Source organism: Paraburkholderia sp. SSBN10T (assembly GCF_056619545.1).
On record NZ_JBWQQI010000032.1, the window covers coordinates 44,207 to 69,524 of the forward strand.

Genomic DNA, 25,318 nt, shown 5'->3' on the forward strand with positions numbered 1-25,318 from the left:
GGGAACCCCACTAGGGGCGTTGACTGTTATCGCCTTTGCCGATAACAATGGCGCATGCTCAATCCAGTCTGGCTCAAGACGTTCGCCACCGTCGCCGCGTGCCATAGCTTCACGGAGGCGGGGCGCCAGCTCGGCCTCACGCAGTCGAGCGTGAGCGAGCACATACGCCGTCTGGAACACGAGATCGGCCGGCGCGTGTTCGTGCGCGACACCCATTCGCTCGCCATGACACCCGACGGCGAGGCGATGCTCGCCCATGCCAGCGTGATCCTGCAGGCCATCAGGCGCGCCGAATCGCAGTTTCGCGCGCCGCGCCTGCGAGGCCGGGTGCGCCTCGGATCCTCGGATGACGTCGCGCTCGGGCCGCTGCCCACCGTGCTCGCGGCGTTTCGCAACGCGCATCCGGACGTGGAGCTGGAGATCACCATCGGCATGACCGGCAAGCTTTACGAACTGCTGGATGCCGGCTCGATCGACCTGCTGGTCGGCAAACGGCGTCTGGGCGACCGGCGCGGCGTGCCGCTCTTCACGGGGCGGCTCGAGTGGCTGGCGCGCACCGGCACGCTGGTGGATATGACGCAGCCGCTACCGCTGATCCTCGTGGCCGAGCCGAGCGTGACGCGTGCCGTGGTGCTGGATGCGCTCGCCGAAGCGGGCTTTAGCTGGCAGGTGGTGTGTACGAGCAGCAGCCACGCGGGCTGCATTGCCGCGGCGCGCGGCGGCCTGGGCATCACCGTGCGGCCGCAGTATCTGGCCGCGCGCGGCCTCGCGCCGCCGGTCAACAATGCCAGTCTGCCCGTCTTGCCGGCGGTCGAATTCATCGCGCTCGCCGCGAAACGGCTCAGCCGTCCGGCGGGCACCTTGCTGCAACTGCTGCACGACAGCGATCTGCGCGGGTCGTGGATCGGCGAGTAGCTTGACGGGAAGCCTGGTTGTCGATGTTATGCCGATGCGCTGCGTCAAGCACGGCTGCATCAATCACGAATCAATCGGCCAACTCCATCGCGTTGGCCTGCGTCAGTATCCAGTTACGAAACACCTCCATCGCGGGCGCCATGCGGCGCGACTTCAGGCGCGTCAGCCAGTAGCTGCCGGTTTTCACTTCGGTTTCGAACGGGCACACCAGCGCGCCGCTTTGCAACTCGCGCTCGAACATGCGCGGCGGCGCCAGCGCGACCCCGGCGCCTTGCACCGCGGCCTCCACCATCAGGCGCGACGAATCGAACACCGGACCGTTGACGCTCCACGGTTCGAGCCCGGCGGCGGCGAGCCAGAGGCTCCATTCGTCGGCGCGATACGAGCGCAGCAGGGTTTCCCGCGCGAGCTCGCCCGGCGCCGCCAGCCTGCGCGCGATCTCCGGCGCACATAGCACGCTGAGCGGCGCGTCGAGCAGCAACTCGTTGTGAGTACCCGGCCAGATGCCTTTGCCGAAGCGGATCGCGAAGTCCAGTCCTTCCGCCGCGAGATCCACGAGATTGTTATGGGTCAGGAGGCGCAACTCCACGAATGGATGCGCCTCGCGAAACGCTTTGAGCCGCGGCATCAGCCAGCCGACCGCGAAAGTGCCGACCACGCCCACCGTCAGCACCTCGTGAAAATGTCCCCCTTCGAACTGCTTGAGCACGCTCTCGATGCGGCCGAACGCGTCGCTCAGGACCGGCAGCAGCGCACGGCCTTCGTCGGTCATGCCCAGCCCGCGGGGCAGCCGCTTGAACAGCGCGGCGCCGAGCCGCTCTTCGAGCATGCGAACCTGCTGGCTGACGGCCGCCTGCGTCACGTTCAGTTCGAGCGCGGCGCGCGTAAAGCTCAGGTGGCGCGCCGACGATTCGAAGGCGCGTAGCGCATTGAGCGGCAGATGTGGACGCATGGAAGACCAGCCAAAAGATTTTCTTTACCCTGAGCCAAATTATCCTCGTTTGCGGGCGGCGCGCAAAGGGACGATAGTCGCGTGTTCATGGGGCGCTTGCGTCCATCCTTCAATTGCCGCGATGGGTTACCCGGATTAGTCACCAGGATTAATTGCCGGGACCCGTCGCCACGAGACTATCCTGATCTGATGACCTGCTTTCAACACCGCCGTTCATGGTTGCGCATTGCCGCTACGGTTCCGCTCACGCTCACGCTCGCGATCGGCGCCCGCGCGGCGCAAACGCCCGCGGCCGATGCCGATTCGCCCGAAGCGCGGCTCGCCCAGCTCGAACAGGCCGCCGGCGGACGGCTGGGCGTGTTTGCGCTGAATACCGCCAACGCTGCGCAGATCGGCTACCGCGCCGACGAGCGCTTTCCGTTCTGCAGCACCTTCAAGGTGATCCTGATCGGCGCGATTCTCGCGCGCAGCACGCAAGTGGCGGGGTTCATGCAGCAACGCATTCACTACGCGCAAAGCGACGTGGTGCGTTACTCGGCCGTGACGGCCGAGCACGTCGGCGACGGCATGACGGTGGCCGAACTGTGCGCCGCGGCGATCCAGCGCAGCGACAACACGGCCGCCAATCTGTTGATCGGGTTGCTAGGCGGCCCGGATGCCGTCACCGGGTATGCGCGCTCGATCGGCAATGCCTCGTTCCGGCTGGACCGGCTGGAGACCTCGCTGAACGATGCGGTGCCCGGCGATCCGCGCGACACCGCCACGCCCGCGGCGATGGTTCGCAGTCTGCAGGCGCTGACGCTCGGCGAGGCGCTGCCGCTCGCGCAGCGCACGCAATTGCTCGACTGGCTGCGCGGCAACAAGATGGGTTCGAAACGGATCGGCGCGGCGCTTCCCGCGGACTGGACCAGCGGCGACAAGACCGGCACCGGCGACTACGGCACCGCCGACGATCTCGGACTGATCTGGCCGCCGTCCCGTCCGCCGATCGTTCTCGGCATCTATCACACGCAAGCGCAGCAGGATGCGAAGGCGCGCGACGACGTGGTCGCGGCGGCGGCGCGCATTGTGGTGGGCGCGTTCGGCTAAAGGTGCCCGCATCGCCGCAAGCTTTGAAAGCTGCGCGACGGCAATGTGGGTGGCCGCCAGAAGGGCCGATTGCTGCGTCATGCTCCTTGCGAATACGTTGGGTATTCGCTTCGTCGCAATCCTTGCGCTCGGCCCTTCTGGCGGCCGGCGCAAGCCCGTTATTCGCGTGAACAGGCCCTAATCGTTGCGCGCCATCCAGTTGGCGATTGCCGCGTATCGGCGCATGATCGGACGGTTGGCCGCCGGCGTACCGTCCCGCACGGGTTGTTCCACACGAGCTGTTTTGGCGGTCCGTTCCCGCAAGGAATGTTCATTGCAGCGCGTTTCACTGCGGCGCCTGTCGCTGCAGCGTGACGTCGTTACCCGTCGAACAGGAGCTTCCCATGCAAAACGATCCTTCCCTCGATCAGCTATGCATCAATACGATCCGTACGCTCTCGATGGATGCCGTGCAAAAGGCGAATTCCGGCCACCCCGGCACGCCGATGGCGCTGGCGCCGGTGGCCTACCATCTGTGGCAGAACCATCTGCGCTACGACCCCGACGAGCCGCTGTGGCCCAATCGCGACCGCTTCGTGCTGTCGGTGGGGCATGCGTCGATGCTGCTGTATTCGCTGTTGCATCTGGCGGGCGTCAAGGCGCTTGACGAACACGGCAAGCCGACCGGCGCACCCGCCGTGTCGCTGGACGACATCAAGCAGTTTCGCCAGCTCGACAGCAACACACCGGGGCACCCCGAATACCGCCTGACTAGCGGTGTCGAGACCACCACCGGCCCGCTCGGCCAGGGCCTCGGCAATAGCGTCGGCATGGCGATGGCGGCACGCTGGTACGAAACGCGTTTTAACCGCAGCGATGCGCCGCTGTTCGATTACCACGTCTACGCGCTATGTGGCGACGGCGACATGATGGAAGGCATCTCGCACGAGGCAGCCTCGCTGGCGGGCCATCTGCAGTTATCGAACCTGACCTGGATCTACGACAGCAACCGCGTGACGATCGAAGGGCACACGGATCTCGCCTACAGCGACGACGTGGAGGCGCGCTTTCACGGCTACCGCTGGCATACCATCCACGTCAGCGACGCGAACGACGCCGCCGCCCTGGAAGCCGCGTTTACCGAAGCAAAAAGCGTCACCGGCAAGCCGACGCTGATCGTGGTCAACAGCATTATCGGCTGGGGCGCGCCCAACAAGCAGGACACCTCGGCTGCGCACGGCGAGCCGCTCGGCGACGCAGAAGTGGCTGCGGCCAAGCGCTTTTACGGCTGGCCGGAGGACAAGAAGTTCTATGTGCCGGACGGCGTCATGGCGCGCTTTGCCGAGGGCATCGGCGCACGCGGCAAGGCAGCGCGCCACGCGTGGCTGGCGAAGTTGGACACCTACCGGCAAAAGTATCCGGACCTCGCGCGCGAGTTCGCACAGATCGAAGCGCATGAGTTGCCGGACGGCTGGGACGCCGATATCCCTACCTTCGATGCAGACCCCAAAGGCGTCGCCTCGCGCGATGCATCCGGCAAGGTGCTCAACGCGATCGCCGCACGCGTGCCGTGGCTGCTCGGCGGCGCGGCCGACCTCTCGCCGTCCACCAAGACCAATCTGAAGTTCGAAGGCGCGGGCAGCTTCGAACATGACAGCTACGGCGGCCGCAATCTGCACTTCGGGATTCGCGAGCACGGCATGGGAGCGGTCGTCAACGGCCTCGCGCTCTCGAACCTGCGCGCCTATGGTTCGACGTTCCTGATTTTCAGCGACTACATGAAGCCGCCGATCCGCTTGTCGGCCATCATGGAAGTACCGGCGATCTACGTGTTCACACACGATTCGATCGGCGTGGGCGAGGACGGTCCGACTCACCAGCCGATCGAACAACTGGCGTCGCTGCGCGGCGTGCCGGGGCTCACTGTGCTGCGTCCCGCGGATGCCAACGAGGTTGCGCAAGCCTGGCGCGTGGCCTTGTCGAAACCGCGTCATCCGTCGTGCATCGTGCTGACGCGCCAGCCGTTGCCCACCTTCGATCGCAGCCAGTACGCGTCGGCCGAAGGGGTGCGCAAAGGCGCCTACGTGCTGGCCGATGCCGCGGCGGGCACGAAGCCGCAAGTGCTGCTGCTCGCAACCGGCAGCGAGGTGTCGATTTGCGTGGATGTCTACGAAAGGCTGAAGGGCGAGGGCATCGCCGCACGGGTGGTGTCGATGCCGTCGTGGGACATCTTCGAGGCCCAGGATGCGGCGTATAAGGATGCGGTGCTGCCGCCGGAGGTGGAAGCGCGGGTCTGCGTCGAGCAAGCGGCGGAACTCGGCTGGGACCGCTATGTGGGACGTCTCGGGGCGAAAGTGGTGATGCATACGTTCGGTGCGTCCGCGCCGCTGGCCGATCTGAAGCGCAAGTTCGGCTTTACGCCGGAGCATGTCTACGACGCCGCGAAGCAGCAGATTGCAAGCGTGCAGCGCAAGTAGTTCAGGCACGATCGCTGCGAAAGCATTCAGGCCGGCCTCGCCGTGGCGAGCCGGCCGAATGCTTTTTTCTTTTGATGCACGCGCTGTGCCTGATACACGGCGAATCGGGACTTTCCCTGATCCTTATGCAGAATCCGTGACCAGGTGCCTGTGGTTGCGCCCACAAGGGTTTTCCGAGGGTGGTCAGGCCAGGGGCGTTTTGATACTTCTTGCACCTTCGACGCAGGCGTTACGGTGTGCCGCATAGCCATCGACGCCGCCGGTTATGCCACCTGCATCGGCCAGGGCCATGCAGCCTCGGTGTTCGAGCAGAACACCTGGATGTGAGGCCTGCCGCGTCGCTATCAGGAGCGAATCTTGCAGCTATGATCCGAGGTGCCTGCTCCTGGTGCCGAGGAGAAAACAGTGACCGCAAACTACGGGATGAACGATAACGATGATGTGGTGGTGTGGCGCTCGATCGCCCACGCGAGCGTGTCGCATCGCCGTGTGCTGGTGGTCGACGACTATCGCGAGGCCGCCGACGCATTGCAACTGCTGCTTACCGCGGACGGCTTCGAGTGTCGCGCGCTGGACGATCCGCTGACGGTCTGCGGCGTGGCCGGCGAATGGCAACCGTTCGCGGTAGTGCTCGACATCAAGATGCCGGGACTCGACGGTTTCGAACTGGCAAGACGGCTGCGCGCCGATCCTTCTACTTCGCATATGCTGCTGGTGGCATGCACGGCATTCTCTTCAGCGGACGACCGGGCCCGCGCGAAAGCCGTGGGGTTCGATGCGCATTGCGCGAAGCCGCTTTCGCCGCAGCGTCTGCTGCGCGTGCTCGAAGCGGCGACGGCACGGCGCTGAGGTTCCCCGGAAAGAGCAAGGCAGGCCGATGACCCTCACCGGCGACGAGTTCGGCCGCACCCAGCAGGGCAATGACGACGCATATTGTCAGAACAACGAAATGAGCGGGCTCTTATGGGAAAGCTGGCGCGCATCGAAGCAGGGGCGCGTACCAACGCCAACGAAAAAGGAAAACCCTAATAGCGCCGCTGCGAAGAACGGTAAGCATTCCTCAAGCGTTGTGAGCCAAACGGCTGATCTAAACGTGTGTATTGGGTGCCGCAATCAAAGGGGCCGCTCCTGCGCGTCTTTCACGGCGCCGAGTCCACAAAAGATCCCGCAAGACAGCACGCAAGCGCTACGGCTCGCAAGCCGACGCCATTGAACCTGCCGATCACGCCAGATGTTTGTATTGCCGCGCGGGCTGTCGTACAGTCAGGCCAAGCCGAACCGGGCAGTGCAGCCTACACTGGATCAATCTTCCTTCGCAGGAGATCGTCACGTGCAACACGCGGAGCGCGCCGTCGCGGACTTACCGCTGCCGTTACGCAACTTTGCTGCGACGCGGCGCGTCCTGCTCGTGGTGCTCGTCGTCTCAATCGTGTTTCCGCTTGCCTGTCTGGCGGGTTACGGCTACCTCGATTATCAGCGCCGGGTGGCCGACCTGGACAACATGATTGACCGCCTTGCGCGTGTAACTGAAGAGCAGGCCGTCAAGGTGCTCGACCTCAACCAGCAGATCAGCGCCCGCATTCTCGAACTGCTCGACGATGAAGACGATGCCGCGATTCGCGCCCACGAAAGCGAGCTGCATCAGCGCCTGCGCCTGATTGGCGGCGGCTTCCCGCAGGTGGCGACGATTGCGATCTTCGGTGCCGACGGCAAGCTGCTGGTCAATAGCCGTACCTATCCGGCGCCTGCACTGTCGATCGGCACGCGCGACGATTTCGTTGCGGCGCGGGCGATTCGCCCCGAACCTTACTTCTCGCTGCCGATGTACGGCCCGGTCTCGCAGACCGGTGTGCTGATCATGACGCTGGGGCGCTCGTCGGCCGACGGCCGGTTTCTCGGTGCGGTGTCGATCGCCTTGCGCAGCGCTTACTTCTCGCGTTTTTACCAGGACCTGACGGGCGGCGACCCTTCGCTCGCGCTCGGCCTGTACCGCCAGGACGGCCAGTTGCTGGTGCGCTATCCCGGCTGGCCGCCGGGCGCTTCGCCATCGGCCCATACGCCGTTTACCGATGCGCTGCGCGACAAGGAGCTGTTCGGTCACGTGCGCATGACTTCGAGCGTCGACGGCATCGAGCGGCTGCTGGCCTTCAGACGGGTCGGCGACTATCCGCTGTATGTGATGAGCGCTTACACCACGGCCGCGATTTTCCAGCAGTGGTGGCAGCACTTCCTGCTGATCGGCGCCATCACGGCGGTGCCGTGCCTCGCCATCTGGCTGCTGGTGTTCTTCTCGCTGCGTCAGCTCGACACCGAGCGGCTGGCGTGGGAGCGCTGGCAAGGCGAAGTGGCCATGCGCCTTTCGGCCGAAGCCTCGACTCGCCAGTTGCAGCGCATGGGTGCGCTCGGCAATCTGGTCGCCAATGTCGCACACGACTTCAACAACCTGCTGATGGTGGTGTCGTCGAACATGCAAATGGCGCGCTACAAGGGCTTCAGGAACCTGGAAAACGAGGTCGGGGCGGTGGAGAGCGCCATCGCCAGGGCCGAGGCGCTAACGCGACGGCTCCTGAGCGTGGCGCGCAAACAGCCGCTCAAGCAGGAGCCGATCGACCTGGCAAAATGGCTGCCGGGCGCCGCCCCGCTGATCGATTCGGCAGTGGGCGACAAGGTCCAGGTGAGCGTCAGCCTGGTGGTGGGTATCTGGCGGGTGCTGGCCGACCCGACCGAACTCGAATTCGCGCTCATGAATCTCGCGGTCAACTCGCGCGATGCGATGCCGCACGGCGGGCGTTTTGTGATTCGCTGCCAGAACGTCCGGCTGGTCTCGAGCGACACGCTGTTGCCGGACGGCGAGTATGTGCTGATTTCCTGCTCCGACGACGGCGAGGGCATGATCGAATCGGTCGCGCACCGCGCCTTCGAACCGTTGTTCACCACCAAGCTGACGGGGACTGGCACGGGCCTCGGGCTGGTCCAGGTCCTCGCCATGTGCGAGCAGTCGGGCGGCACCGCGAAGATCGACAGCGTGGTCGGCAGCGGCACGACCGTGCGGCTGTATTTGCCGCGGCTGCGCGAAGCCCGCGCGGCCGCGACGGCGGCCCACGAAGCATCGCTCGACGAGCACGCCGGCTCGCAAGGCATGGTGCTGCTCGTGGAAGACAACGAGGACGTGGCGGCGGGCATCGCTGCCGTGCTGCAAACGTTCGGCTGCGCGGTGCATCACGAGGTCACCGCCGACCGGGCGCTCGATGTGCTCAGCGCCGGCGAACGGTTCGAACTGGTGCTCTCCGACATCCAGATGCCCGGCAAGCTGAACGGCGTCGACCTCGCCGAACGGGTGCGCAGCGAGTGGCCGGCACAGAAGATCGCCTTGATGACGGGCTATGCCGACGAGCTGGAACGGGCCAAACATATCGGTGTCGCGATTCTGGCCAAGCCCTTCAATATCGACGAACTGCATGCGCTGGTGACCTGCGCGTAGCGACGGGCGGCCAGCGCGTTCCAAACCCTGCCGGTTGCCGGCTCACCGGCGCGATTCGTACGACACGCGTAGACTAACCCTCCGTTGGCCGAGCGCAACCCGTTGGCCACGCAATGGCAACCCATGGCAACCAGATAGAGGGCTTCGATGGAATACAGACATTTGGGCGCATCCGGTTTCAAGGTCCCGGTACTCAGTTTCGGCACCGGCACGTTTGGCGGCAAGGGCGAATTCTTCGAGGCGTGGGGCGCAACCGATGTGGCCGAAGCACGTCGCCTGATCGATATCTGTCTCGATGCGGGCGTGTCGATGTTCGATAGCGCCGACATCTATTCGAGCGGCGCCTCCGAAGCGGTGCTCGGCGAAGCCATCAAGGGCAAGCGCGACAAGGTCATCCTCTCGACCAAGGCGACCTTCCGCTTCGATGATGCACCGAACAGCGTCGGCTCATCGCGCTTTCACCTGATTCAGGCCGTCGACGCCGCCTTGAAGCGGCTGCAAACCGACTATATCGACCTGTTCCAGTTGCACGGTTTCGACGCCAGAACACCGGTCGCCGAAGTCCTGTCGACACTCGACGATCTGGTACGCGCAGGCAAGATCCGCTACACCGGCGTGTCGAATTTCTCCGGCTGGCACCTGATGAAATCGCAGGATGTCGCGGACCGTTATGGCTATCCGCGTTACGTCGCCAATCAGGCGTATTACTCGCTGGTGGGACGCGACTACGAGTGGGAACTGATGCCGCTTGGCCTCGACCAGGGCGTGGGTGCGGTGGTGTGGAGTCCGCTCGGCTGGGGCAGGCTGACCGGCAAGCTCAAACGCGGTCAGCCGCTGCCGGAAACGAGCCGCCTGCATAAGACCTCCGACATGGGGCCGCCGGTGCCGGAAGATTATCTGTTCCGCGTACTCGACGCGATCGGCGAAGTGGCGGCCGAAACCGGCAAGACCGTGCCGCAGATTGCCTTGAACTGGCTGTTGCAACGGCCCACGGTGTCGACCGTGCTGATCGGCGCGCGCAACGAGGAACAGTTGCGGCAGAACCTCGGCGCAGTGGGCTGGAACCTGAGCCCTGAGCAGATGGCGAAGCTCGACGCCGCGAGCGCGGTGCGGCCCGCATATCCGTACTGGCATCAGGAAGGGTTTGCCGAACGCAATCCGGCGCCGGTTTAAGGCACAAGAGCCGTGCACACGGCTCTTGTGCGGCTTATCCCCCGAACATCTCGATCACCGCGACGACCAGCGTGAACACGCCGATACAGCCGCCCAGCGTCACCGCGCCTTGCATGAAATGCGACATGAAAAGGTCTCCTGGCGTTTAACGAAGATCGTATTTGACAGCAACAGAAAGAATATTGAAAGAAAAAAGAAAGGTTTTGTGGCTAAGTAGAGATCAGGGATAACCCGCGGCGCGACGCCTTATCGCCCGTCAACATTTGCCGACAAACGCGCAGCAAGGGCCCCTGCGCGAGCAGTAGCGGCGGATATACTCACAGGCGTCGTCAAATCTCCGGGATGGGACTCCTCATGCGCTTGTCACTGCGGCGAACCTTCGCGTCGGTTGTTCTGCTGATCGCTTCACAGGCCGTTATACAGACCGCCGGCGCGCAGGCGCCGAAAACCGTGTTCCTCGAAAATCTGACCTGGACCGAGGTGCGCGACGAAGTTCAGGCGGGCAAAACCACCATCATCATTCCGATCGGCGGCACCGAGCAAAGCGGGCCCGATGTCGCGCTCGGCAAGCACAACGCGCGCGTCGCGGTACTGTCGCAGCGTATCGCGCAGGGGCTCGGCAATGCGCTGGTCGCGCCGATCATCGCCTATGTGCCGGAGGGCGGCTATGCGCCGCCGACTTCCCACATGCGCTTTCCCGGCACCATCACGATTCCGGACGACGTCTTCGAGAAGATGCTCGAGTCCGCCGCCAACAGCTTTGCCGTGCACGGCTTCAGGAACATCGTGTTTCTCGGCGACCACGGCGGCTACCAGAACGACATCAAGCGGGCTGTCGCGCAACTGAACAAGTCATGGGCCGGCACGCCGGCGCGGGCTTTCGTGCCGCCGGAGTACTACGGCACGAGTTCGGACGGCTACAGCGCGATCCTGCGCGAGCACGGCTTTCACGACGACGAGATCGGCACCCATGCGGGCCTCGCCGACACCTCGCTGCTGCTTGCGGTCGCGCCGCAGATGGTGCGTCTCGAACAGTTGCGCAGTGGGCCGAAACTCGGCCCGGCCGACGGCGTCTACGGTGGCGATCCGCGCCGGGCGAGCGCCGAGCTGGGTCAGCTAGGCGTCGACGCGATCGTGTCGCGCACCGTCGAGGCGATCAAGCGAGAGACGGCCGGGCGCTAAGGCCGAAGCTTGCCGTGACGCCGGCGCGGGCGCCGCATCGAAGCGCTGCCCGCGCGGCACAGGATGGACGTAGCGTTGTGCCTCGGCAACTTTCAGCAACCGTCGGCAGGCGCTCTCCGCATTGCACGTTTTCGTTATCCGTTCCGCCTTGTTCATTCGTGGAGTCGATCGCTATGGTTTTTCGTTCCAGTCGCTGGGCGCGGCTTGCATCGTCGGCCGGCATTGTTCTTTCGGGTCTATGGATGGCGAATCTCGCCGCGGCTGCTTCCAGCGTGGCGACCGTCGCCGGCATGCCGCCGGTGGTCAATGCCGCCAACCTGTACAGCGAGGCGGGCGTCAATCGTCTGAGCCCAGCGGTCGCGGGAGCGTTGCCGCGGGTCTATGTGCCCAACCTGCGCTCGAACGACGTGTATGTGATCGACCCGGCCACCCTCAAGGTGGTGGACAAGTTCAAGGTCGGCTACAGCCCGCAGCACGTGGTGCCGTCCTGGGACTTGCAGACGCTGTGGGTAGCGAACAACGCCGAGGGTCGGCCCGACGGCAGCCTGACGCCGGTCGACCCGAAGACCGGCAAGCCGGGCAAGGAGGTGAGCGTCGACGATCCGTACAACATGTATTTCACGCCGGACGGCAAGGAAGCGATCGTGGTCGCCGAGGCGCGCGCCCGGCTCGACTTTCGCGACGCCCACACGATGGCGCTGAAGTCGAGCCTCGACGTGCCGCAGTGCAAGGGAATCAACCACGCGGATTTTTCGATTGACGGCAAATATGCGCTGTTCACCTGCGAATTCGGCGGCAAGCTGGCCAAGATCGATCTGGTGAACCGCAAGGTAGTGGGCTATCTGCAACTCGAGGCGAAGGGCATGCCGCAGGACATCCGCATTTCGCCGGACGGCAAGGTGTTCTATATCGCGGACATGATGGCCGATGGCGTGTTCCTCGTCGACGGCGACAGCTTCACGAAAATCGGCTTCATTCACACCGGCGTCGGCACGCACGGGCTGTATCCGAGCCGCGACGGCACCCGGCTGTATATCTCGAACCGCGGCTCGAACCTCGTGCACGGGCCGAAGCATGGCAAGGGCAGCGTGTCCGTGCTCGACTTCGCCACCCGCAAGGTGCTGGTCACGTGGCCGATTCCCGGCGGCGGCAGTCCCGACATGGGCAATGTCAGCGCCGACGGCAAGATGCTGTGGCTCTCCGGCCGCTTCGACGACGTGGTGTACGCGATCGATACGACGACGGGCAACGTGCAGTCGATTCCGGTTGGCATGGAACCGCACGGCTTGACGGTGTGGCCGCAGCCGGGACGCTATTCGCTTGGCCATACGGGCAACATGCGCTGATGCGGCAAGCCAGGGGCGCGACGCGCACGGCGATGCGGAACGCGCTGCGAGGTCTATGCGGTGGGGCAGGAGCTGGTCAGGCATTGAGCGGGGGCGGCGCGCCGCTTGACGCCGCGCGAGCGCAGCGCTGCTCGTTACGTCTTGTCCTTCACCCACTGCTTGGTCGCGTGGTACCCATGCTTGGTGGTGCGGGCAACCGCGTGGCCGGCGCTTTTCGCGCCATGCGCCACCGCATGACCGGCCGTCTTCGCGCCATTTGCGACCGCATGACCGGCGTGACCGATTGCGTGTCCGGTTTCCTTGCCGGCGGTCTTCACGTCGCTCTTGAACTGATGCGCGCCTTCGGAGAGGTCGGCATGCGCCAGCGGCGTGAGCGCAGCGAAGGTGAGTGCGGTAACCGCGATGAGCAATGGTCTGAACTTCTTCATAAGACAGGTCCTGAGGTAGCGCCGGCGCTCAACGCGAGGCCGGCTGTTAGGGTAGCGCCACTGGCGTCGAGCATGACGGCGGCACGGCCCGTCAGCAGCACGCGCGCGCCGCAGCGTAATGTAAAGCAGTACAGAATATGATTGCCATTGCCGCTCACGCGCTCGGCTTCGATGTTCAATGGTCCCTCCAGCGTATCCAGCCTGGCAACCTGGGCCTCGACATCCCGCACGCTGGCAAGAAACCCCGCGCGAGGACGCTCCTCACCCGCGCCTAGCAGCGCACCATGCACCGCCATCGCCTGGGCTGCGTATTCGACGCCGCACACCGCCGCGAGCCGTCCGCGCGCACGCAGCGGATTGTGCACGTCGAGATGGCTCGTCGCGGTGCAGCGGATGCGTTCGGCGTCCCACTCGACGACCTCGTCGAGCAGGCACATCGAGCCGCTGTGCGGGATATGCGCGGCAATCCACGCATGGTCGAGCGGCGGCGAAAGAGCAAAGCCTGAATTCATGATGCCAACTCGCCGGAACGGTCCGACAGGGTCAGGTCGACTTGCAACTGAACGTCCTGCAGGTAATCGAGCACCACGCTCGTTGGACGCCGGCATGCGAGCGCATCGAGCAACGGTAGCGCGCGGGCTGCGGGGTTGCCGAGACGTAGCGCTTCGAGCTGGCCAGCGGCAAGCGTGCTCGCGCTCGCATCGGTGAGCTGCACGTCGATGCGGGCCAGCGTGTTCGCACCGGCGGCCGGCGCGAGCAGCAGCGCTACGCCGAAGGCATCGGGAATCGGCCGCACCTCGCGCATCGGCGCCGGGTAGTCGGTATCGAAGGCGATCAGCAGGGTGGGTACGCTGTCGACCGCAACCTGGCAGACGCTTTCGAGCAGACCCGCGGCAAAGCTGCCGTCATACGCCGACAATACATTGGACGGCGCCATCGCCTGCGTCGCGATGCTCCAGTAGCCGGCCGGCGCGTTGTGTACGGAGTTGTGAAAGCGCGTCGGCGAGAGCGCGCGGTCGACGCCTGCGAGCGTCTCGCAGATCACATGGCAGTTCTGGCCGTCGCCGCCCGCTGCGGCGAACACCGTAGCCAGCGACGCCGCCTCGCGGCCGCTCGCCGCCACGGCCTCGAGGCCGACCGCGAGCGCCAGCTTGACGCCCGTGCCGGTGCGGCGCCGTTCGGCGGAGGGCAGGCTGGCGGGCACGGGAACCGCGGTGCGCGCCGGCACATAGGCGCGGCGGCCGGCGAGCACCTCGCGGGCGTCGGGCCAGTTGTTCAGCCCAGGCCCAAGCAGCCCGACACTTTCGATAAAGGCACGCAAGGCGATCATGCGGCGGCCCCTTCGTTGCGCGCCGCAGCGGCGCGTGCAAACAGCAGGCTGCAATTGGTGCCGCCAAAGCCAAACGAATTGCTGAGGACCGTGCGCAGCGCAGCCGGCCGGCCCGTCAGCAGGTAGTTGAGTCCGAGCGCGGCGTCGGTCTCGGTGGTGTTGATGCCGGCGGGCAGCCACTGTTCGCGTAAGGCCAGCGCGGCGATCACGGCTTCCAGCGCGCCGGCCGCGCCGAGCGTGTGGCCCGTCGCCCCCTTGGTCGAACTGCATGGCGTGCCGTCGAACAAGGCCGTCACCGCGCGGCTCTCGGCCGCGTCGTTGCTAGGAGTGGCGGTGCCATGCAGGTTGATGTAGTCGATCTGCTGCGCGCTGAGGCCGCTGCCCGCGAGCGCCTGTTCCATCGCGAGACGGGCGCCGAGGCCGTCCGGATGCGGCGAGGACATGTGATACGCGTCGCTCGATTCGCCGATGCCCGCGAGCAGGATCGCGCCGTCCTCAACCGGTGCGCCCGCAACCGCCTCGCCGGCTTCCTGCGGGCGTTCGAGCAGTGCGAAAGCGGCTGCTTCGCCGATTGAAATACCGCTGCGCTTGAGGTCGAACGGCCGGCAAGGCTGCGCGGACAGCAGTTCGAGCGAGTTGAAGCCGTACAGCGTCGTAAGACACAGCGAATCGACGCCGCCGACCACGGCCGCATCGATCAGCCCGGCGGCGAGCATGCGCCGCGCCGAACCGAACACCTTGGCGCCCGACGAGCAGGCCGACGAAACCACCAGTGCCGGTCCTTGCAGCGCGCAATAGGCGCGTACGAAAGCGGCCACCGAGTAGGGGGTGTGGCTCTCGGCGTAGCGAAAACTCGCGGGCAGGGCGCCGCTTTCTGGATCGCGCTGCTGGTAAGCCAGCTCGGTTTCCAGAATGCCGGCCGTACTGGTGCCGATGAACACGCCGACCCGCTTCGCGCCATAGCGCCGTGCCGCCGCCGCTACGGCCTCGGCAAAGCCGTCCTGCGTCAGGCCGAGTTGCGCGAGCCGGTTGTTGCGGCACTCGAAGTCGCGCAGGTCGGCGCGCACGGGTTCGCTATCGACGCCTTCCACCTCGCCGACCCAGGTGTCGAGACTCGCGCGCTCGAAGCGGCACGGCGCGAGGCCGCCGCGCGGAGCGCGCAGCGCAGCGAGCGTGGCGTCGAGTCCGCGGCCGACACAACTCGTGGCGGTAAAGTGCGAAAGCAGGAGAGGTTTCACTGCGATACGGTCCTGTTACGGGTTCGATGGGTCGGCGCCGGCCAGCGGGAAGCGATGGACCACGCGGACGAGGCGCAAGTCGCCGGCGCGGCGGCCCGGCCGACGGCGCCCAAGCCTGACTATCAATGGTAGCAAACGGCGTGCACGGGTCTGGCTGCTGCGCCGCATCAGAAGTACGCTGGGCGGCGTGTTCCGAAGCGGATGGGCGCACGAGGCCGCCACGCGCTCGCGGTGTTTTTCACGCCGCCTTTCACGCTGTCTCTCACGCATCGCCGGCTCCAGGAACAATCGCCGCGCGCAACGTGGTGCAGCGCAACTGCGCGGCGGCGGCCGCGGCGAGCACCGCCGGCAGCACCTCCAGCACGACCGGCTGGTTGCGCGCGTCGCGCGCCGGATGGCCGTCGTGCACGAGCAGGATGTCGCGTGGCGCCAGTCCATGCAGCAGGCGCCGCGTCACCACGGCGGGCTCGCGTGTGCGGGTGTCGAAGCCGCGCCGGGTCCAGCTCGCCAGTTGCAGTCCGAGCCGGCACAGCACCGGTTCGAGAAACGGATTGCGCAGACCGGCGGGGGCGCGAAAGAACAACGGTTGCGTTCCGGTGAGCTGCATCAGCGTCTGTTGCGCTGCTGCAATCTCACGTTCGAGTGCGCGGGGTCCGAGCAACGAAAAGTTGTGCCGGTGCCGTTGACTGTGATTTTCGACGGCATGTCCGCGCGCGACGATCGCTTCGACAATCTGCGGATGGCGGCGCGCGACTTCGCCGATGCAGAAGAACGTCGCGCGAGCGTCGTAGCGATCGAGCAGGTCGAGTACGCGTGGCGTCACCTCGGGGTCCGGTCCGTCGTCGACGGTCAGCGCGATCTGCCGCTCCGCGCTTTCCGGCAAGGCCGTCCAGTTGAGACCGAGCAGCGTGCTGCGCGGCCACAACCCGGCCGCCGTCAACGCGAGATGCGAGGCAACGACGCTGCCGAGCGCCCACGGCCAGAGCGCCGGCTGCAACACCACGGCCGCCGCCGCGCCGGCGTGCAGCGCGGCCGAGCCGGTGATGAACGGCGACGGCTTCCAGCGCCGCGCCGTGCCGGGAGCGAGCGGCACGGCGGAAGCGCTGAAGGCCTCGGGCGGCTGCGGCGCGTGCTGTCCTTCTGCTTGCGAGTCCGGCCTGGTGGATTTCATACGCGCGCTCCACGACGTGGTTCGTCGAGCACGGCCGCGCCGGAGGAGCGTTGCGCCGCGTGCTTCGTGATGCTGGGCGCGAGAATCGCCGAGAACAGCAGCGCGAGAATCGCGCCGGGTCCCACCGTCAGGCCGAAGGCCTTGAGAAGCGGCACGCGGGCGAGCGCCAGAAGGCCGAAGCCGGCCACCGTCGCCAGATTGGCGATCAGCAGCGAGACGAGCGTTTGCGGCGCGATGGCCGGCGCCCCGTTCATCGCGTGGCCCTTCTGGTTGAAAAAGAGCGCGTAGTTGGACCCCACCGCCACGATCAGCAGCATGCCGATCAGATGCAGGATCGTCAGTTGTTCACCCGCCAGCGCGAGACCTGCGCTTACCACCAGCACGGCGGCCAGCAGCGGGGCGAGCGTGCGCACGACCGCCTGCGGCGAGCGCAGCGCAATCAGCAGCAGCACAACAATCGCACCAAGCCCGGCAAGCGACAGATGAATGTCTTCGCGCACATAGTCGATGTAGAGGCGATCGGCCTCGGCCTTCATGTCGACGAACAGCGCGTCGGGCACGTGGGCCTGCGCCACGGCGGCGCGGATCGTCGCGGCGTCGAGGCTCGGTGCATCGCTGATGGCGGCTTGCTCCGCGCTTGCAGCGGCGGCCGCGCGAGCCGGTGCGCGCAGCGACAGCATGGCGCTCCAGCGGCCCGCGCGCTCGGTCAGCAATGCATCGACGGCCAGCGCCATCGAGGTGCCCTGCAGGTCCGCGCGCTGCAGCAGCGGTTGCCGGCGCGCGGCCTGAACGTCCTCGATAAACGGTGCGAATGCTTCGGGTTTGACGCTGATCGCCTGGTTGGCGACGGCCGCGCGCATCCTCGCCGTGAGCACGTCGGCGGGCGGCAGGCTGGCGAGGCGCGCACGCTGCGCGGCGACGCTCGGCAGATACAGCGCCGGATTTTCATAGCCTGCCAGCACGCCCTGGTCCACCAGCGGCTGCAATTGCGCGGCGACCTTCTCGGCGCCTTCGAGCACGGCTTCCTGGCTTGCACCCGAGATCACCACCAGATAGCGCACATCGGGTGCGCCGAGATCGGCTCGCAGGCTTTCATCGAGCGCCTGGCTTTGCCGCGATACCGGGCTGAGCGCAGACAGTTCGTGACTCCAGATCTGCTCGCGATGCAACGCGAGCGTCGCCACCGACACCGCCAGCAACCCGGCCAGCAGCCAGCGCAAACGTGGCGCGGCGGCCGTCAGACAGGCAAGCGCGGCGCCGAGCGGCACGACGTTGCGGATCGCAAAGCGTGCGCCGCGCAGATGCGGCAGCACAAAACGCGTGACGAGCGCGGCGCTCGCCAGACCGGCGATCGAATACAGCCCCAGTTGCACGAGACCGGGGAAGCCGGAGAACAGCATCGAGGCGAAGCCGCAGACCGAGGTCAGCACGCCGAGGCGAATGGTCGGCCAGTAGGTGGCGATCCATTCGCGCAGCGCCGGGTCGCCGCCCGCCGTCGTGGTTGCTGCCGTCACCGCAGCGGCGCCGCGCCCCGCAGTCCGCGCCTGTACGCGCGAGGACTGCACGAACAGATAGATCGAGTAATCCACCGCTTCGCCGATCAGCGTCGTGCCGAAGCCGAGCGTCAGGCCATGCACGGTGCCGAACGCGAGGCTAACCGCGGCGAGCCCCGCAGCGACGCCCGATAGCACCGGCAGCAAACCGAGCAGCAGCGCGAGCGGCGAACGGTACACGACCAGCAGCAGCGCGACGATCAGCACGAGGCTGACGGCGGAGAGCCGGGCCACGTCGTGCTTGATGTTGTCGCGCGTCTCGACGGAGAACACCCCAGGTCCGGTCATCAGCAGGTGGTATGACGCGGCGTTCGGCTGGCCGGCGGCAGCGGCAGCGAAGGCGCGCTTCACCGCGGCGATCGCGCGAGCCTGGGCATCGGTGTCGGAACCGGCGCCAGCGGTCTGCACGACCAGCACCGCGCGGCGGCCGTCGCGCGAGGCCCAGACGCCATCCTGCGCGTTTGGTTGCGCGCCGCTGTCGAGGCGGTTGACGAGCGTGGTCACTTCGCCGGTCGGGTCGTGCGGCAGCAGGTCCTTGGTGAACATGCCCGCCGAGGAGCCGAGCAGATCGAGACTGTCGCCGAGCGCCTGGTGCAGTCCCTCGGGCGAGAAGCGCTGCGGCGTCACCGCCGGGCTCAATAGATAGCGGTGTTCGAAGATAAAGCGCTGATCGCGCGCCTCGCTCACCGGCTCGCCGTTGTTGACCGAGGCGAACTGCGCGTCACCTCGCAAGGTGGCCGCCATGCGGCGCGACAGCGCCGCCCGGCCGGCCGCATCGCCGCCCTCGATGCCCGCCAGAATCAGCCGCGACACCTGGCCGTCGCGCAACTGGTCGACCAGCACGCGCTGTCCGGCGCTCGGCGAGCGCGGCAGGAAGGCGGACAGGTCGGCGGTAAACGTGGTGTGGCTGATCACCGCCGCACAGGCGAGCAGGAACACCAGCCACACCTGCACTGCGCGTTGCCGCAGCGCATGGCCGAGACCTTGCGCCGGCGTGGCGGTGGAAAGCGGTTCGCGCATCAGTTGGCCGCGTCGTTTTGCAGACGCATCAGCGAGTGGTCGCCGTCGGCCTGCTGGATCGCGACCGTATGCAGCAGGTCGCGCGTGCCGGTCAGCGTGATCGTGCTGATCTTTTTCAGCATGCGCGAATCGAGCGGCGTGAGCGTAAGCGTCCAGTCGTCGCCCGTGCCGGTCACCGCGACCTTATACAGTTGTTCGAGCGCAAAGCGGTTGCCGGCGAGCGTCGCGCGAATGCTTTCGATGAACGCCGACAGCTCCGGATACTGCGTCAGCGCGAGCGTATAGCGGTGGCCGTTGCGGGCTATCGTCAGCTTGTCGCCGTCCACAATGAGATCTTCCGGCCTGGGGCTGTCGGTGCGCTTTTCCAGATGGTCCGGTGCGGTGAAAACCAGTTCGCCGGAGGACTTCACGGGCTCGGTGGCAATCGAAAGATATTTGGTTTCGACAAACGCCGCATGGCCGGACTTCTTCTGGCCGAGCGTCGACATCAGGCGCTCGAGCGTCCAGCTCGAAGCATCGGGACTGGCTGCGTGGGCGGCGCTGGGGACGAGGGGCGTCGCGGCCAACGTCGTGAACGCGGCCAGCGCGCACGCCTTGCGGCGCAGCGAAACACGGGACAGAGGGCGATTGGCAGTCATGTCAGGTGTTCCTGCTCGGGGTGGTCAGATCGGCGTTGGGCGAGGCCTGCTTCATGGTCGATCCGGCGGCGAGACTAGCGGCCGCTTTCGCAGTGCTTCCGGCTGCGGGCTTGCGAGTCGTTTCGGAGGCCTTCTCATTTGCCCCTGGATTGAGCGCTTCGGCGTGCCAGAAGTCGAAATAGTTGAACCAGTTGTAAGGCGCCACGCGGCAGTATTTTTCGAGCAACGCCACGTAACGGCCGAGAGCGGCCTGCACCTGGGCGCTGCGCTCCCCGCGTTCGAGCTGCGAGAAATCGGCCAGCTTTTCGAAGTGAATGTCATAGCGATTGCCGCCACGGTACAGCCCGGTCATGAAGATCACCGGGCGCCGCAGCATCGCCGCCATATGCAGCGGCCCGAGCGGAAACGCCGCCGGCGTGCCGAGAAAATCGAGCCGGCGCATCGAGTCGTGGGCGTTGTCGAGCAGGCTGCGGTCGGCGAGGATGCCGATCATGCTGCCGGTGTCGAGATACTCGCGCACTTTCAGCATCGAATCCACCTGGCCCAAGGCGATCACGTCGGGCCTGGCCGTTGGGTTGATGGAGGCCAGAGTTTCGTTGATGCGGCGTGCGTTGTCTTCATACATCGTCACCGCGACCCGCAGGTTTGGCTGCGTGCGGCCAATCGCGCGGACCACTTCGAAGCTGCCCAGGTGGGCGCCGATCAGAAACGCGCCGTGCCCTTCGGCCAACGCGTCCGACACGATGGATTCGCCGTGCAGACGCAGGTCGAACAGATCGAAGCGGTCGTTCAAAAGATAGATGCGGTCGTGGATGGTCGTGCCGAACACCATCAGATGGCGCCAGACGTCGAGCCAGCCCGCGGGCCGGCCGAGGGCGCGCTTCAGATAGTCGCGCGACGCCTTGCATGCAGTGGGGGAAAACAGCAGGAAATAGACTGCCAACGGCATCAGCGCGATACGGCTTGCGCGCCGGCCGAGACGCAGCGACAGCCAGCTCATCAGGCGCATCAACGGCAGATTGCTGCGCTCCTTGCGCTGGGTCCAGGCTGGGCGCTTCATGACGTCACCGCCTCTTCGACGGGGGCCGGCGCCGCCAGCACGCCGCTCGCCACAACGCGCGTAGCGGCGCTGATCGTGAAACGGATTGCGCCGCTGGCGCTGCTCTCGAACGTCAGGTCGAGCGGCGTGCCCGGCGCCGCCGGACTCGGGAACTTGGCCGAGGCGAGGCGGCAGGCGTCGAGCGAGCGGTTCAGGGCGCTGCTGATCGCGCTGATGGCATGGTCGAGCAGCACGACACCCGGCACGATCGGCTGGCCGGGGAAGTGCCCGGCGATGGACGCGTGATCGGGAGCGATCATGAAGGTAAGGGTGGTGGGGCCGGGCGGCGCGGAGTTCAGGGGCTCGCCTGGCTGGGCAAGAGTGGTGCGGCTTTGAGGACCGCTGTCCGCTTTGGTGAGTGGGTTGGCCACCGTGTTGGGCACCGCGTTGCCGCCCGGGTCCCGCGCCTCCGTTGATGCGCTGCGCGTATGTTGCGCCACCAGCGCCGTCAGCACGTCGCGTGGCAGCTTGCCGGTCGCATTGCGCGGCAGCGCGGCGACGAAGATCAGCGGGCGCGGCATGAACGCCGCGTCGATGCGATCGCGCAAGGCGCGCTGCAGATCGGCGGGCGTGAGATCAGGGGCTACGACCAAGGCAAGCAGACGTGTGACAGGTTCGCCATGTCCCACGCGGTTCGCCGCGACGCCGGCGACGGAAGCGGCACTCGCAGCGGACGCGGAGGAAGCGGAGCCCACCGCATCCGGCATGAAGAACACGCCGTCCACCACGCCAGGTATTTCGTTTAACTGATGATTCAGGTAGCCGAGCGAGGTACGCTTGCCGGCGATGTTGATGAGATCGCCCTTGCGTCCGTGCAGCAGGAACCGGCCGTCGTCGAGCAGTTCGAGCGCGTCGCCCATCGGCACCGGCGTTTCGACATGACCGCCGGACACCCAGACGGTGACATCGTCTGCGCAGGCGTCGTCGCTTTCGGTACGCCGCGTCTCCAGCCGCAGCTCCGGATAGAGCTGCCAGGCGTCGCTCTGTGCGGTGCGGCGGGTGGCGATCTGGCCGCTTTCGGTACTGCCGTAGATTTCCAGCAAAGGCGCACCGAGGCGCGCCTCGGCGGTGCGCGCCAGATCCTGCGCGAGCGGTGCGGTCGCGGACAAGGCCAGCGCGACGGGCGGCAACGCCTGGCCCGACATCATCAACGCGCGCAGATGAACCGGCGAAGTGACCAGCACGCGCGGCTGCGGAAGCGCCGCGAGCTCGGCGGCGACATCGCCGGGGTAGAACGGCTGCCGGTTGCTGAACGCGCAGCCGCCGATCAGCGCCAGCAGCACCGTGGTTTCGAAGCCGTACATATGCTGCGGCGGCACGGTGCCGACCAGCGTGCATGCGCCCATCTCGAGCAGGCGCAGACGCGCGGCCGAGGTGCGCAGGCAGCGCACCAGATAGCCCCATTTCTTGCCGTGCGGCACCGGCACGCCGGTCGAACCGGAAGTGAACAGATACGCCATCACCTGCTGCGCATCGATCTGCGGCACGGCGATATCAACGCTCGAGTTAGCGCTCATGCCTGCACCCGGGTCCGCTACATCCGCACCGGACTCCGAAGGAAACCGGAAGCGCGGCAACTCGACGCTGCAGTGGGCGCTATCGTGCAGACAAAACGTGTCCGGCGCGAACGCCGCCAGTTGCCGAACCGCCTCGGGCGTATGCGCCGAGGGTAGCAGGCTGATCTTGCCGGCCACGAGGGTCGCGCATAGGCCGACCGCAAACCGGTAGCGGTCCGTGCACATGTTGAAGACATGGCCGCCGGCCGGCAGCGCCTTGGCGAGGCGCGTCACGTCGGCGAGAAACTCGCGCACGGAGACCGGCGTGCCGTCGCGCCAGGCAATCGTCTCGGTGGACGACGAGTGAAACAGCAGAGGAAAGCTCGGCATAACGTCAGTCAGGAGTCAGGACAGTGATCGTGGGCCCGCGCAGCAGCGCGGCGCTGCCGCGCGGGCATGGAGCCCGGCTTCATTGTGCGCGTTCGGCGCGGCCTTGCATGGTATGCCGATAGGCCCGGGCCACGGCGAATACGCTGGAGCGTTTCACGTTGGGCAGGGCGATGCGCCGCCAGCCATGTTCCCCGACGAACATCACGGCAACCAGCGGCAACGTCATGTAGTTGGCGAAGGTTGACCATGCAACCAACGGCACGGTGGCGAACAGTAGTGTCGAGACGCCTGCGACGAGCAGGAAAAAAACCGTCCACGCCAGCGTAATCTGGCGCGTGTAGTGCGCCACGGGCGGCGTGAGCGTGCCGTGGATCAGCGCGGCAAACTGGCTGCACAGCGGCTGGCGGCCCGCCGCGAGCGTGCGGCCGAACACAAAAGCCATGATCAGGTTGAAGCTCAGGTGTTCGAGATAGGCGCCCCATTCGAAGTGGCGGATCAGCGGCTCGCGCGCAAACCATAGAGCGGCGCAAACGCAGGCCCACAGCGGCAGCAACCAGTTGCGCTGCGGCGCGCGGACGGCAGCGGCGAGCGCAATCAGCAGCAGCGGCGCGACCACCACGGCGAGGCCAAAACCTTGCGCGCCGGGCGTGCTGGCCGCGTAGTGCGTGCCGACCTCGCAGGCCGCAATGACGCCGACGGTAGCGGCGCCGCGCAGAATCCGGCCTGGCGACGTGGACGTCGGCGAGATGCGCGTCGGCGCATCAGGAGTAAGGTCAATACGCTGCATAGATGGGGATATTTCAAGGCCGGCACGGACGATGCGCCATCGGTTCTTTCATCACATGAATGACATACCTGGCCGTCTGCGACGGTATCGATTGTCACGCATTTTTTGTTCCTGACCGGAACCTGATTAGAGACCTGCCTCAGCACACCGGGTTCGCAACCGGTTTTGTAACTGTTTGTATGGTCGCGCGCACCGCACGCGACGGGCGCAATTCTAGCGTACCGTCCAGGTCGAGGCGTGGTCGGGCTTTAGCCTTTCAGGTCCTTACTCGTGGGCGGTGCCGGCGCAATACGTCATGTAACCCTTTCGCGGTATACGAGCCGGGATCGCTCGTCTAGAATCGCCCCAGATTTACAATCCCAAATATAGCGGGCAGCGTGCCGCTCAGACGGGGTAACGAGGGTGGCGCGCAGACTGCACCGCGGCCCTCGTTACCCCGCCCATCGGCATTGATCCCGGCGTACAACGCAATGAATAGACTGGAACAAGAACTCGCCGCGCTGATCGTCGGCGAATTGAATCTCGAAGACGTGCAACTCGATGAGGTGACGGCCGATACCCCGCTGTACGGCGAAGGGTTGGGACTCGACTCGATCGATATCCTCGAAATCGCGCTGCTGATTTCGAAGAAGTACGGCTTCGAACTGCGTTCAGATAATCCTGACAACCAGAAGATTTTCGCCACGCTCGGAGCGCTCGCCGCATACGTGGCGGCGCACCGGGTCCGCTAGCAGGCAGCCCGTGCGGGCGAGGTGCAAAGGGGGCGTGTCGTGCGTCCCCGGCGCAGGTTGAAAGCAAAAAGTAAGGGGGAATCGATGCGAGCGCTTGTGACAGGCGGCAGCGGCGCGCTGGGGCAGGCCATCAGCGTGGCGTTGGCGCAAGCGGGCCACGAAGTCTGGGTGCATGCGAATCGCAGTCTCGCGCAGGCCGAGGCCACCGTCCAGCAGATCGTCGCGGCAGGCGGCACGGCTCATGCGATCGCCTTCGACGTGACCGACGCCGAGGCCACGCTGATCGCCCTCGAAGGGCTGCTCGCGCAGGCGCCCGTGCAGATTCTGGTGAACAACGCCGGGATTCACGACGACGCGCCGATGCCCGGCATGACGCAGAGGCAATGGCGCAGCGTGATCGACGTCACGCTGAACGGTTTTTTCAACGTCACGCAGCCGCTCTTGATGCCGATGATCCGCACCCGCTGGGGGCGCATCGTCAACATGGCCTCGGTGGCCGGTGTGATGGGCAATCGCGGTCAGGTGAACTATGCGGCGGCGAAGGCCGGCCTGATCGGCGCGACGAAATCGCTCTCGCTCGAACTGGCTTCGCGCGGGATTACGGTGAATGCGGTGGCGCCGGGCATTATCGAGTCGCCGATGGCGGCTCCGGCGTTTCCGCCCGAGAGGATCAAGCAACTGGTGCCGGCGCAGCGCGTCGGCCAGCCCGCGGAGGTCGCGGCTATGGTCGCCTACCTCGTGTCCGATGCCGCGGCTTATGTGACCGGCCAGGTGCTGTCGATCAACGGCGGCCTTGCCTGAAGCAGGCGCCGCCGGCGGCAAAGTCCGTATCCAGAGGAAAAC

21 protein-coding genes are annotated in these 25,318 nt (G+C 66.1%); 10 read left to right on the forward strand and 11 right to left on the reverse strand.

Translation table 11 applies throughout. The features are described 5' to 3' along the window. Positions 1–54 precede the first annotated feature (54 nt). Positions 55–915, forward strand: coding sequence for a LysR family transcriptional regulator (locus AC1ECK_RS33400; protein ID WP_480327017.1), 861 nt, complete (start codon positions 55–57; stop codon positions 913–915). A gap of 70 nt (positions 916–985) precedes the next feature. On the opposite strand, the gene AC1ECK_RS33405 is transcribed toward AC1ECK_RS33400, so the two are convergent. Further along, entirely contained in the window at positions 986–1,867 is an 882-nt protein-coding gene (locus tag AC1ECK_RS33405; protein WP_480327019.1) for a LysR substrate-binding domain-containing protein, read from the reverse strand. 189 nt (positions 1,868–2,056) lie between these two features. Between AC1ECK_RS33405 and bla the strand changes: the two genes are divergently transcribed. The 7 genes from bla (at position 2,057) to AC1ECK_RS33440 (ending at position 12,594) form a co-directional block, all read left to right on the forward strand. Next, entirely contained in the window at positions 2,057–2,956 is a 900-nt protein-coding gene (gene bla / locus AC1ECK_RS33410; RefSeq protein ID WP_480327021.1) for a class A beta-lactamase, read from the forward strand. 383 nt (positions 2,957–3,339) lie between these two features. Beyond that, positions 3,340–5,412 (forward strand): transketolase, encoded by a 2,073-nt coding sequence (gene tkt / locus AC1ECK_RS33415; protein WP_480327023.1) that lies wholly within the window; start codon positions 3,340–3,342, stop codon positions 5,410–5,412. A gap of 423 nt (positions 5,413–5,835) precedes the next feature. Then, positions 5,836–6,261, forward strand: coding sequence for a response regulator (locus AC1ECK_RS33420; protein ID WP_480327099.1), 426 nt, complete (start codon positions 5,836–5,838; stop codon positions 6,259–6,261). Positions 6,262–6,742: 481 nt separating this feature from the next. Continuing rightward, the gene (locus AC1ECK_RS33425; RefSeq protein ID WP_480327025.1) at positions 6,743–8,893 is read left to right on the forward strand and encodes a hybrid sensor histidine kinase/response regulator; all 2,151 of its coding nucleotides are present in this window, start codon (positions 6,743–6,745) and stop codon (positions 8,891–8,893) included. Positions 8,894–9,040: 147 nt separating this feature from the next. Further along, the gene (locus tag AC1ECK_RS33430; RefSeq protein WP_480327027.1) at positions 9,041–10,066 is read left to right on the forward strand and encodes an aldo/keto reductase; all 1,026 of its coding nucleotides are present in this window, start codon (positions 9,041–9,043) and stop codon (positions 10,064–10,066) included. 354 nt (positions 10,067–10,420) lie between these two features. Beyond that, positions 10,421–11,248, forward strand: a complete 828-nt coding sequence (locus AC1ECK_RS33435; protein ID WP_480327029.1) for a creatininase family protein — start codon at positions 10,421–10,423, stop codon at positions 11,246–11,248. A 173-nt stretch (positions 11,249–11,421) separates the two neighbouring features. Further along, positions 11,422–12,594: a YncE family protein gene (locus AC1ECK_RS33440; protein WP_480327031.1), complete on the forward strand. Its 1,173-nt coding sequence runs from the start codon at positions 11,422–11,424 to the stop codon at positions 12,592–12,594. 134 nt (positions 12,595–12,728) lie between these two features. On the opposite strand, the gene AC1ECK_RS33445 is transcribed toward AC1ECK_RS33440, so the two are convergent. The 10 genes from AC1ECK_RS33445 to AC1ECK_RS33490 all read right to left on the reverse strand — a co-directional run bounded on the left by AC1ECK_RS33445 (position 12,729) and on the right by AC1ECK_RS33490 (position 23,744). Continuing rightward, positions 12,729–13,022: a hypothetical protein gene (locus AC1ECK_RS33445; RefSeq protein ID WP_480327033.1), complete on the reverse strand. Its 294-nt coding sequence runs from the start codon at positions 13,020–13,022 to the stop codon at positions 12,729–12,731. Continuing rightward, on the reverse strand, positions 13,019–13,534 hold the full coding sequence (locus AC1ECK_RS33450; RefSeq protein WP_480327035.1) for a hotdog family protein: 516 nt from the start codon (positions 13,532–13,534) through the stop codon (positions 13,019–13,021). The genes AC1ECK_RS33445 and AC1ECK_RS33450 overlap by 4 nt, the downstream gene beginning before the upstream one ends. Beyond that, positions 13,531–14,352: a beta-ketoacyl synthase chain length factor gene (locus AC1ECK_RS33455; protein WP_480327037.1), complete on the reverse strand. Its 822-nt coding sequence runs from the start codon at positions 14,350–14,352 to the stop codon at positions 13,531–13,533. Before AC1ECK_RS33455 ends, AC1ECK_RS33450 begins: the two co-directional genes overlap by 4 nt. Beyond that, positions 14,349–15,590, reverse strand: coding sequence for a beta-ketoacyl-[acyl-carrier-protein] synthase family protein (locus tag AC1ECK_RS33460; protein ID WP_480327039.1), 1,242 nt, complete (start codon positions 15,588–15,590; stop codon positions 14,349–14,351). The genes AC1ECK_RS33455 and AC1ECK_RS33460 overlap by 4 nt, the downstream gene beginning before the upstream one ends. A gap of 262 nt (positions 15,591–15,852) precedes the next feature. Further along, a complete protein-coding gene (locus tag AC1ECK_RS33465) occupies positions 15,853–16,761 on the reverse strand; it encodes a polysaccharide deacetylase family protein (protein WP_480327041.1) in 909 nt (302 codons plus the stop codon). Next, on the reverse strand, positions 16,758–19,334 hold the full coding sequence (locus AC1ECK_RS33470) for an MMPL family transporter (protein WP_480327043.1): 2,577 nt from the start codon (positions 19,332–19,334) through the stop codon (positions 16,758–16,760). The genes AC1ECK_RS33465 and AC1ECK_RS33470 overlap by 4 nt, the downstream gene beginning before the upstream one ends. Continuing rightward, positions 19,334–19,972, reverse strand: coding sequence for a LolA-related protein (locus AC1ECK_RS33475; RefSeq protein WP_480327045.1), 639 nt, complete (start codon positions 19,970–19,972; stop codon positions 19,334–19,336). The genes AC1ECK_RS33470 and AC1ECK_RS33475 overlap by 1 nt, the downstream gene beginning before the upstream one ends. Before the next feature lies 1 nt (position 19,973). Continuing rightward, entirely contained in the window at positions 19,974–21,032 is a 1,059-nt protein-coding gene (locus AC1ECK_RS33480; RefSeq protein ID WP_480327047.1) for an LpxL/LpxP family acyltransferase, read from the reverse strand. Continuing rightward, complete coding sequence (locus AC1ECK_RS33485) at positions 21,029–22,957, reverse strand: AMP-binding protein (RefSeq protein ID WP_480327049.1); 1,929 nt, start codon at positions 22,955–22,957, stop codon at positions 21,029–21,031. Before AC1ECK_RS33485 ends, AC1ECK_RS33480 begins: the two co-directional genes overlap by 4 nt. 79 nt (positions 22,958–23,036) lie before the next feature. After that, positions 23,037–23,744: a COG4648 family protein gene (locus AC1ECK_RS33490; protein ID WP_480327051.1), complete on the reverse strand. Its 708-nt coding sequence runs from the start codon at positions 23,742–23,744 to the stop codon at positions 23,037–23,039. Between the two features lie 470 nt (positions 23,745–24,214). On the opposite strand from AC1ECK_RS33490, the gene AC1ECK_RS33495 reads away from it, so the two are divergent. Continuing rightward, a complete protein-coding gene (locus tag AC1ECK_RS33495; RefSeq protein WP_480327053.1) occupies positions 24,215–24,475 on the forward strand; it encodes a phosphopantetheine-binding protein in 261 nt (86 codons plus the stop codon). Between the two features lie 84 nt (positions 24,476–24,559). Further along, positions 24,560–25,276, forward strand: a complete 717-nt coding sequence (gene fabG / locus AC1ECK_RS33500) for a 3-oxoacyl-ACP reductase FabG (RefSeq protein ID WP_480327055.1) — start codon at positions 24,560–24,562, stop codon at positions 25,274–25,276. Positions 25,277–25,318 lie beyond the last annotated feature (42 nt).

What these genes read in the sequence shown, in the direction of transcription:
- AC1ECK_RS33400 (WP_480327017.1), top strand. Translation starts at nt 55, where the DNA reads ATGCTCAATCCAGTCTGGCTCAAGACGTTCGCCACCGTCGCCGCGTGC.
- AC1ECK_RS33480 (WP_480327047.1), bottom strand. Translation starts at nt 21,032, where the DNA reads ATGAAGCGCCCAGCCTGGACCCAGCGCAAGGAGCGCAGCAATCTGCCG.
- bla (WP_480327021.1), top strand. Translation starts at nt 2,057, where the DNA reads ATGACCTGCTTTCAACACCGCCGTTCATGGTTGCGCATTGCCGCTACG.
- AC1ECK_RS33485 (WP_480327049.1), bottom strand. Translation starts at nt 22,957, where the DNA reads ATGCCGAGCTTTCCTCTGCTGTTTCACTCGTCGTCCACCGAGACGATT.
- AC1ECK_RS33490 (WP_480327051.1), bottom strand. Translation starts at nt 23,744, where the DNA reads ATGCAGCGTATTGACCTTACTCCTGATGCGCCGACGCGCATCTCGCCG.
- AC1ECK_RS33435 (WP_480327029.1), top strand. Translation starts at nt 10,421, where the DNA reads ATGCGCTTGTCACTGCGGCGAACCTTCGCGTCGGTTGTTCTGCTGATC.
- AC1ECK_RS33445 (WP_480327033.1), bottom strand. Translation starts at nt 13,022, where the DNA reads ATGAAGAAGTTCAGACCATTGCTCATCGCGGTTACCGCACTCACCTTC.
- tkt (WP_480327023.1), top strand. Translation starts at nt 3,340, where the DNA reads ATGCAAAACGATCCTTCCCTCGATCAGCTATGCATCAATACGATCCGT.
- AC1ECK_RS33455 (WP_480327037.1), bottom strand. Translation starts at nt 14,352, where the DNA reads ATGATCGCCTTGCGTGCCTTTATCGAAAGTGTCGGGCTGCTTGGGCCT.
- AC1ECK_RS33420 (WP_480327099.1), top strand. Translation starts at nt 5,836, where the DNA reads ATGAACGATAACGATGATGTGGTGGTGTGGCGCTCGATCGCCCACGCG.
- AC1ECK_RS33470 (WP_480327043.1), bottom strand. Translation starts at nt 19,334, where the DNA reads ATGCGCGAACCGCTTTCCACCGCCACGCCGGCGCAAGGTCTCGGCCAT.
- fabG (WP_480327055.1), top strand. Translation starts at nt 24,560, where the DNA reads ATGCGAGCGCTTGTGACAGGCGGCAGCGGCGCGCTGGGGCAGGCCATC.
- AC1ECK_RS33475 (WP_480327045.1), bottom strand. Translation starts at nt 19,972, where the DNA reads ATGACTGCCAATCGCCCTCTGTCCCGTGTTTCGCTGCGCCGCAAGGCG.
- AC1ECK_RS33405 (WP_480327019.1), bottom strand. Translation starts at nt 1,867, where the DNA reads ATGCGTCCACATCTGCCGCTCAATGCGCTACGCGCCTTCGAATCGTCG.
- AC1ECK_RS33430 (WP_480327027.1), top strand. Translation starts at nt 9,041, where the DNA reads ATGGAATACAGACATTTGGGCGCATCCGGTTTCAAGGTCCCGGTACTC.
- AC1ECK_RS33440 (WP_480327031.1), top strand. Translation starts at nt 11,422, where the DNA reads ATGGTTTTTCGTTCCAGTCGCTGGGCGCGGCTTGCATCGTCGGCCGGC.
- AC1ECK_RS33450 (WP_480327035.1), bottom strand. Translation starts at nt 13,534, where the DNA reads ATGAATTCAGGCTTTGCTCTTTCGCCGCCGCTCGACCATGCGTGGATT.
- AC1ECK_RS33495 (WP_480327053.1), top strand. Translation starts at nt 24,215, where the DNA reads ATGAATAGACTGGAACAAGAACTCGCCGCGCTGATCGTCGGCGAATTG.
- AC1ECK_RS33465 (WP_480327041.1), bottom strand. Translation starts at nt 16,761, where the DNA reads ATGAAATCCACCAGGCCGGACTCGCAAGCAGAAGGACAGCACGCGCCG.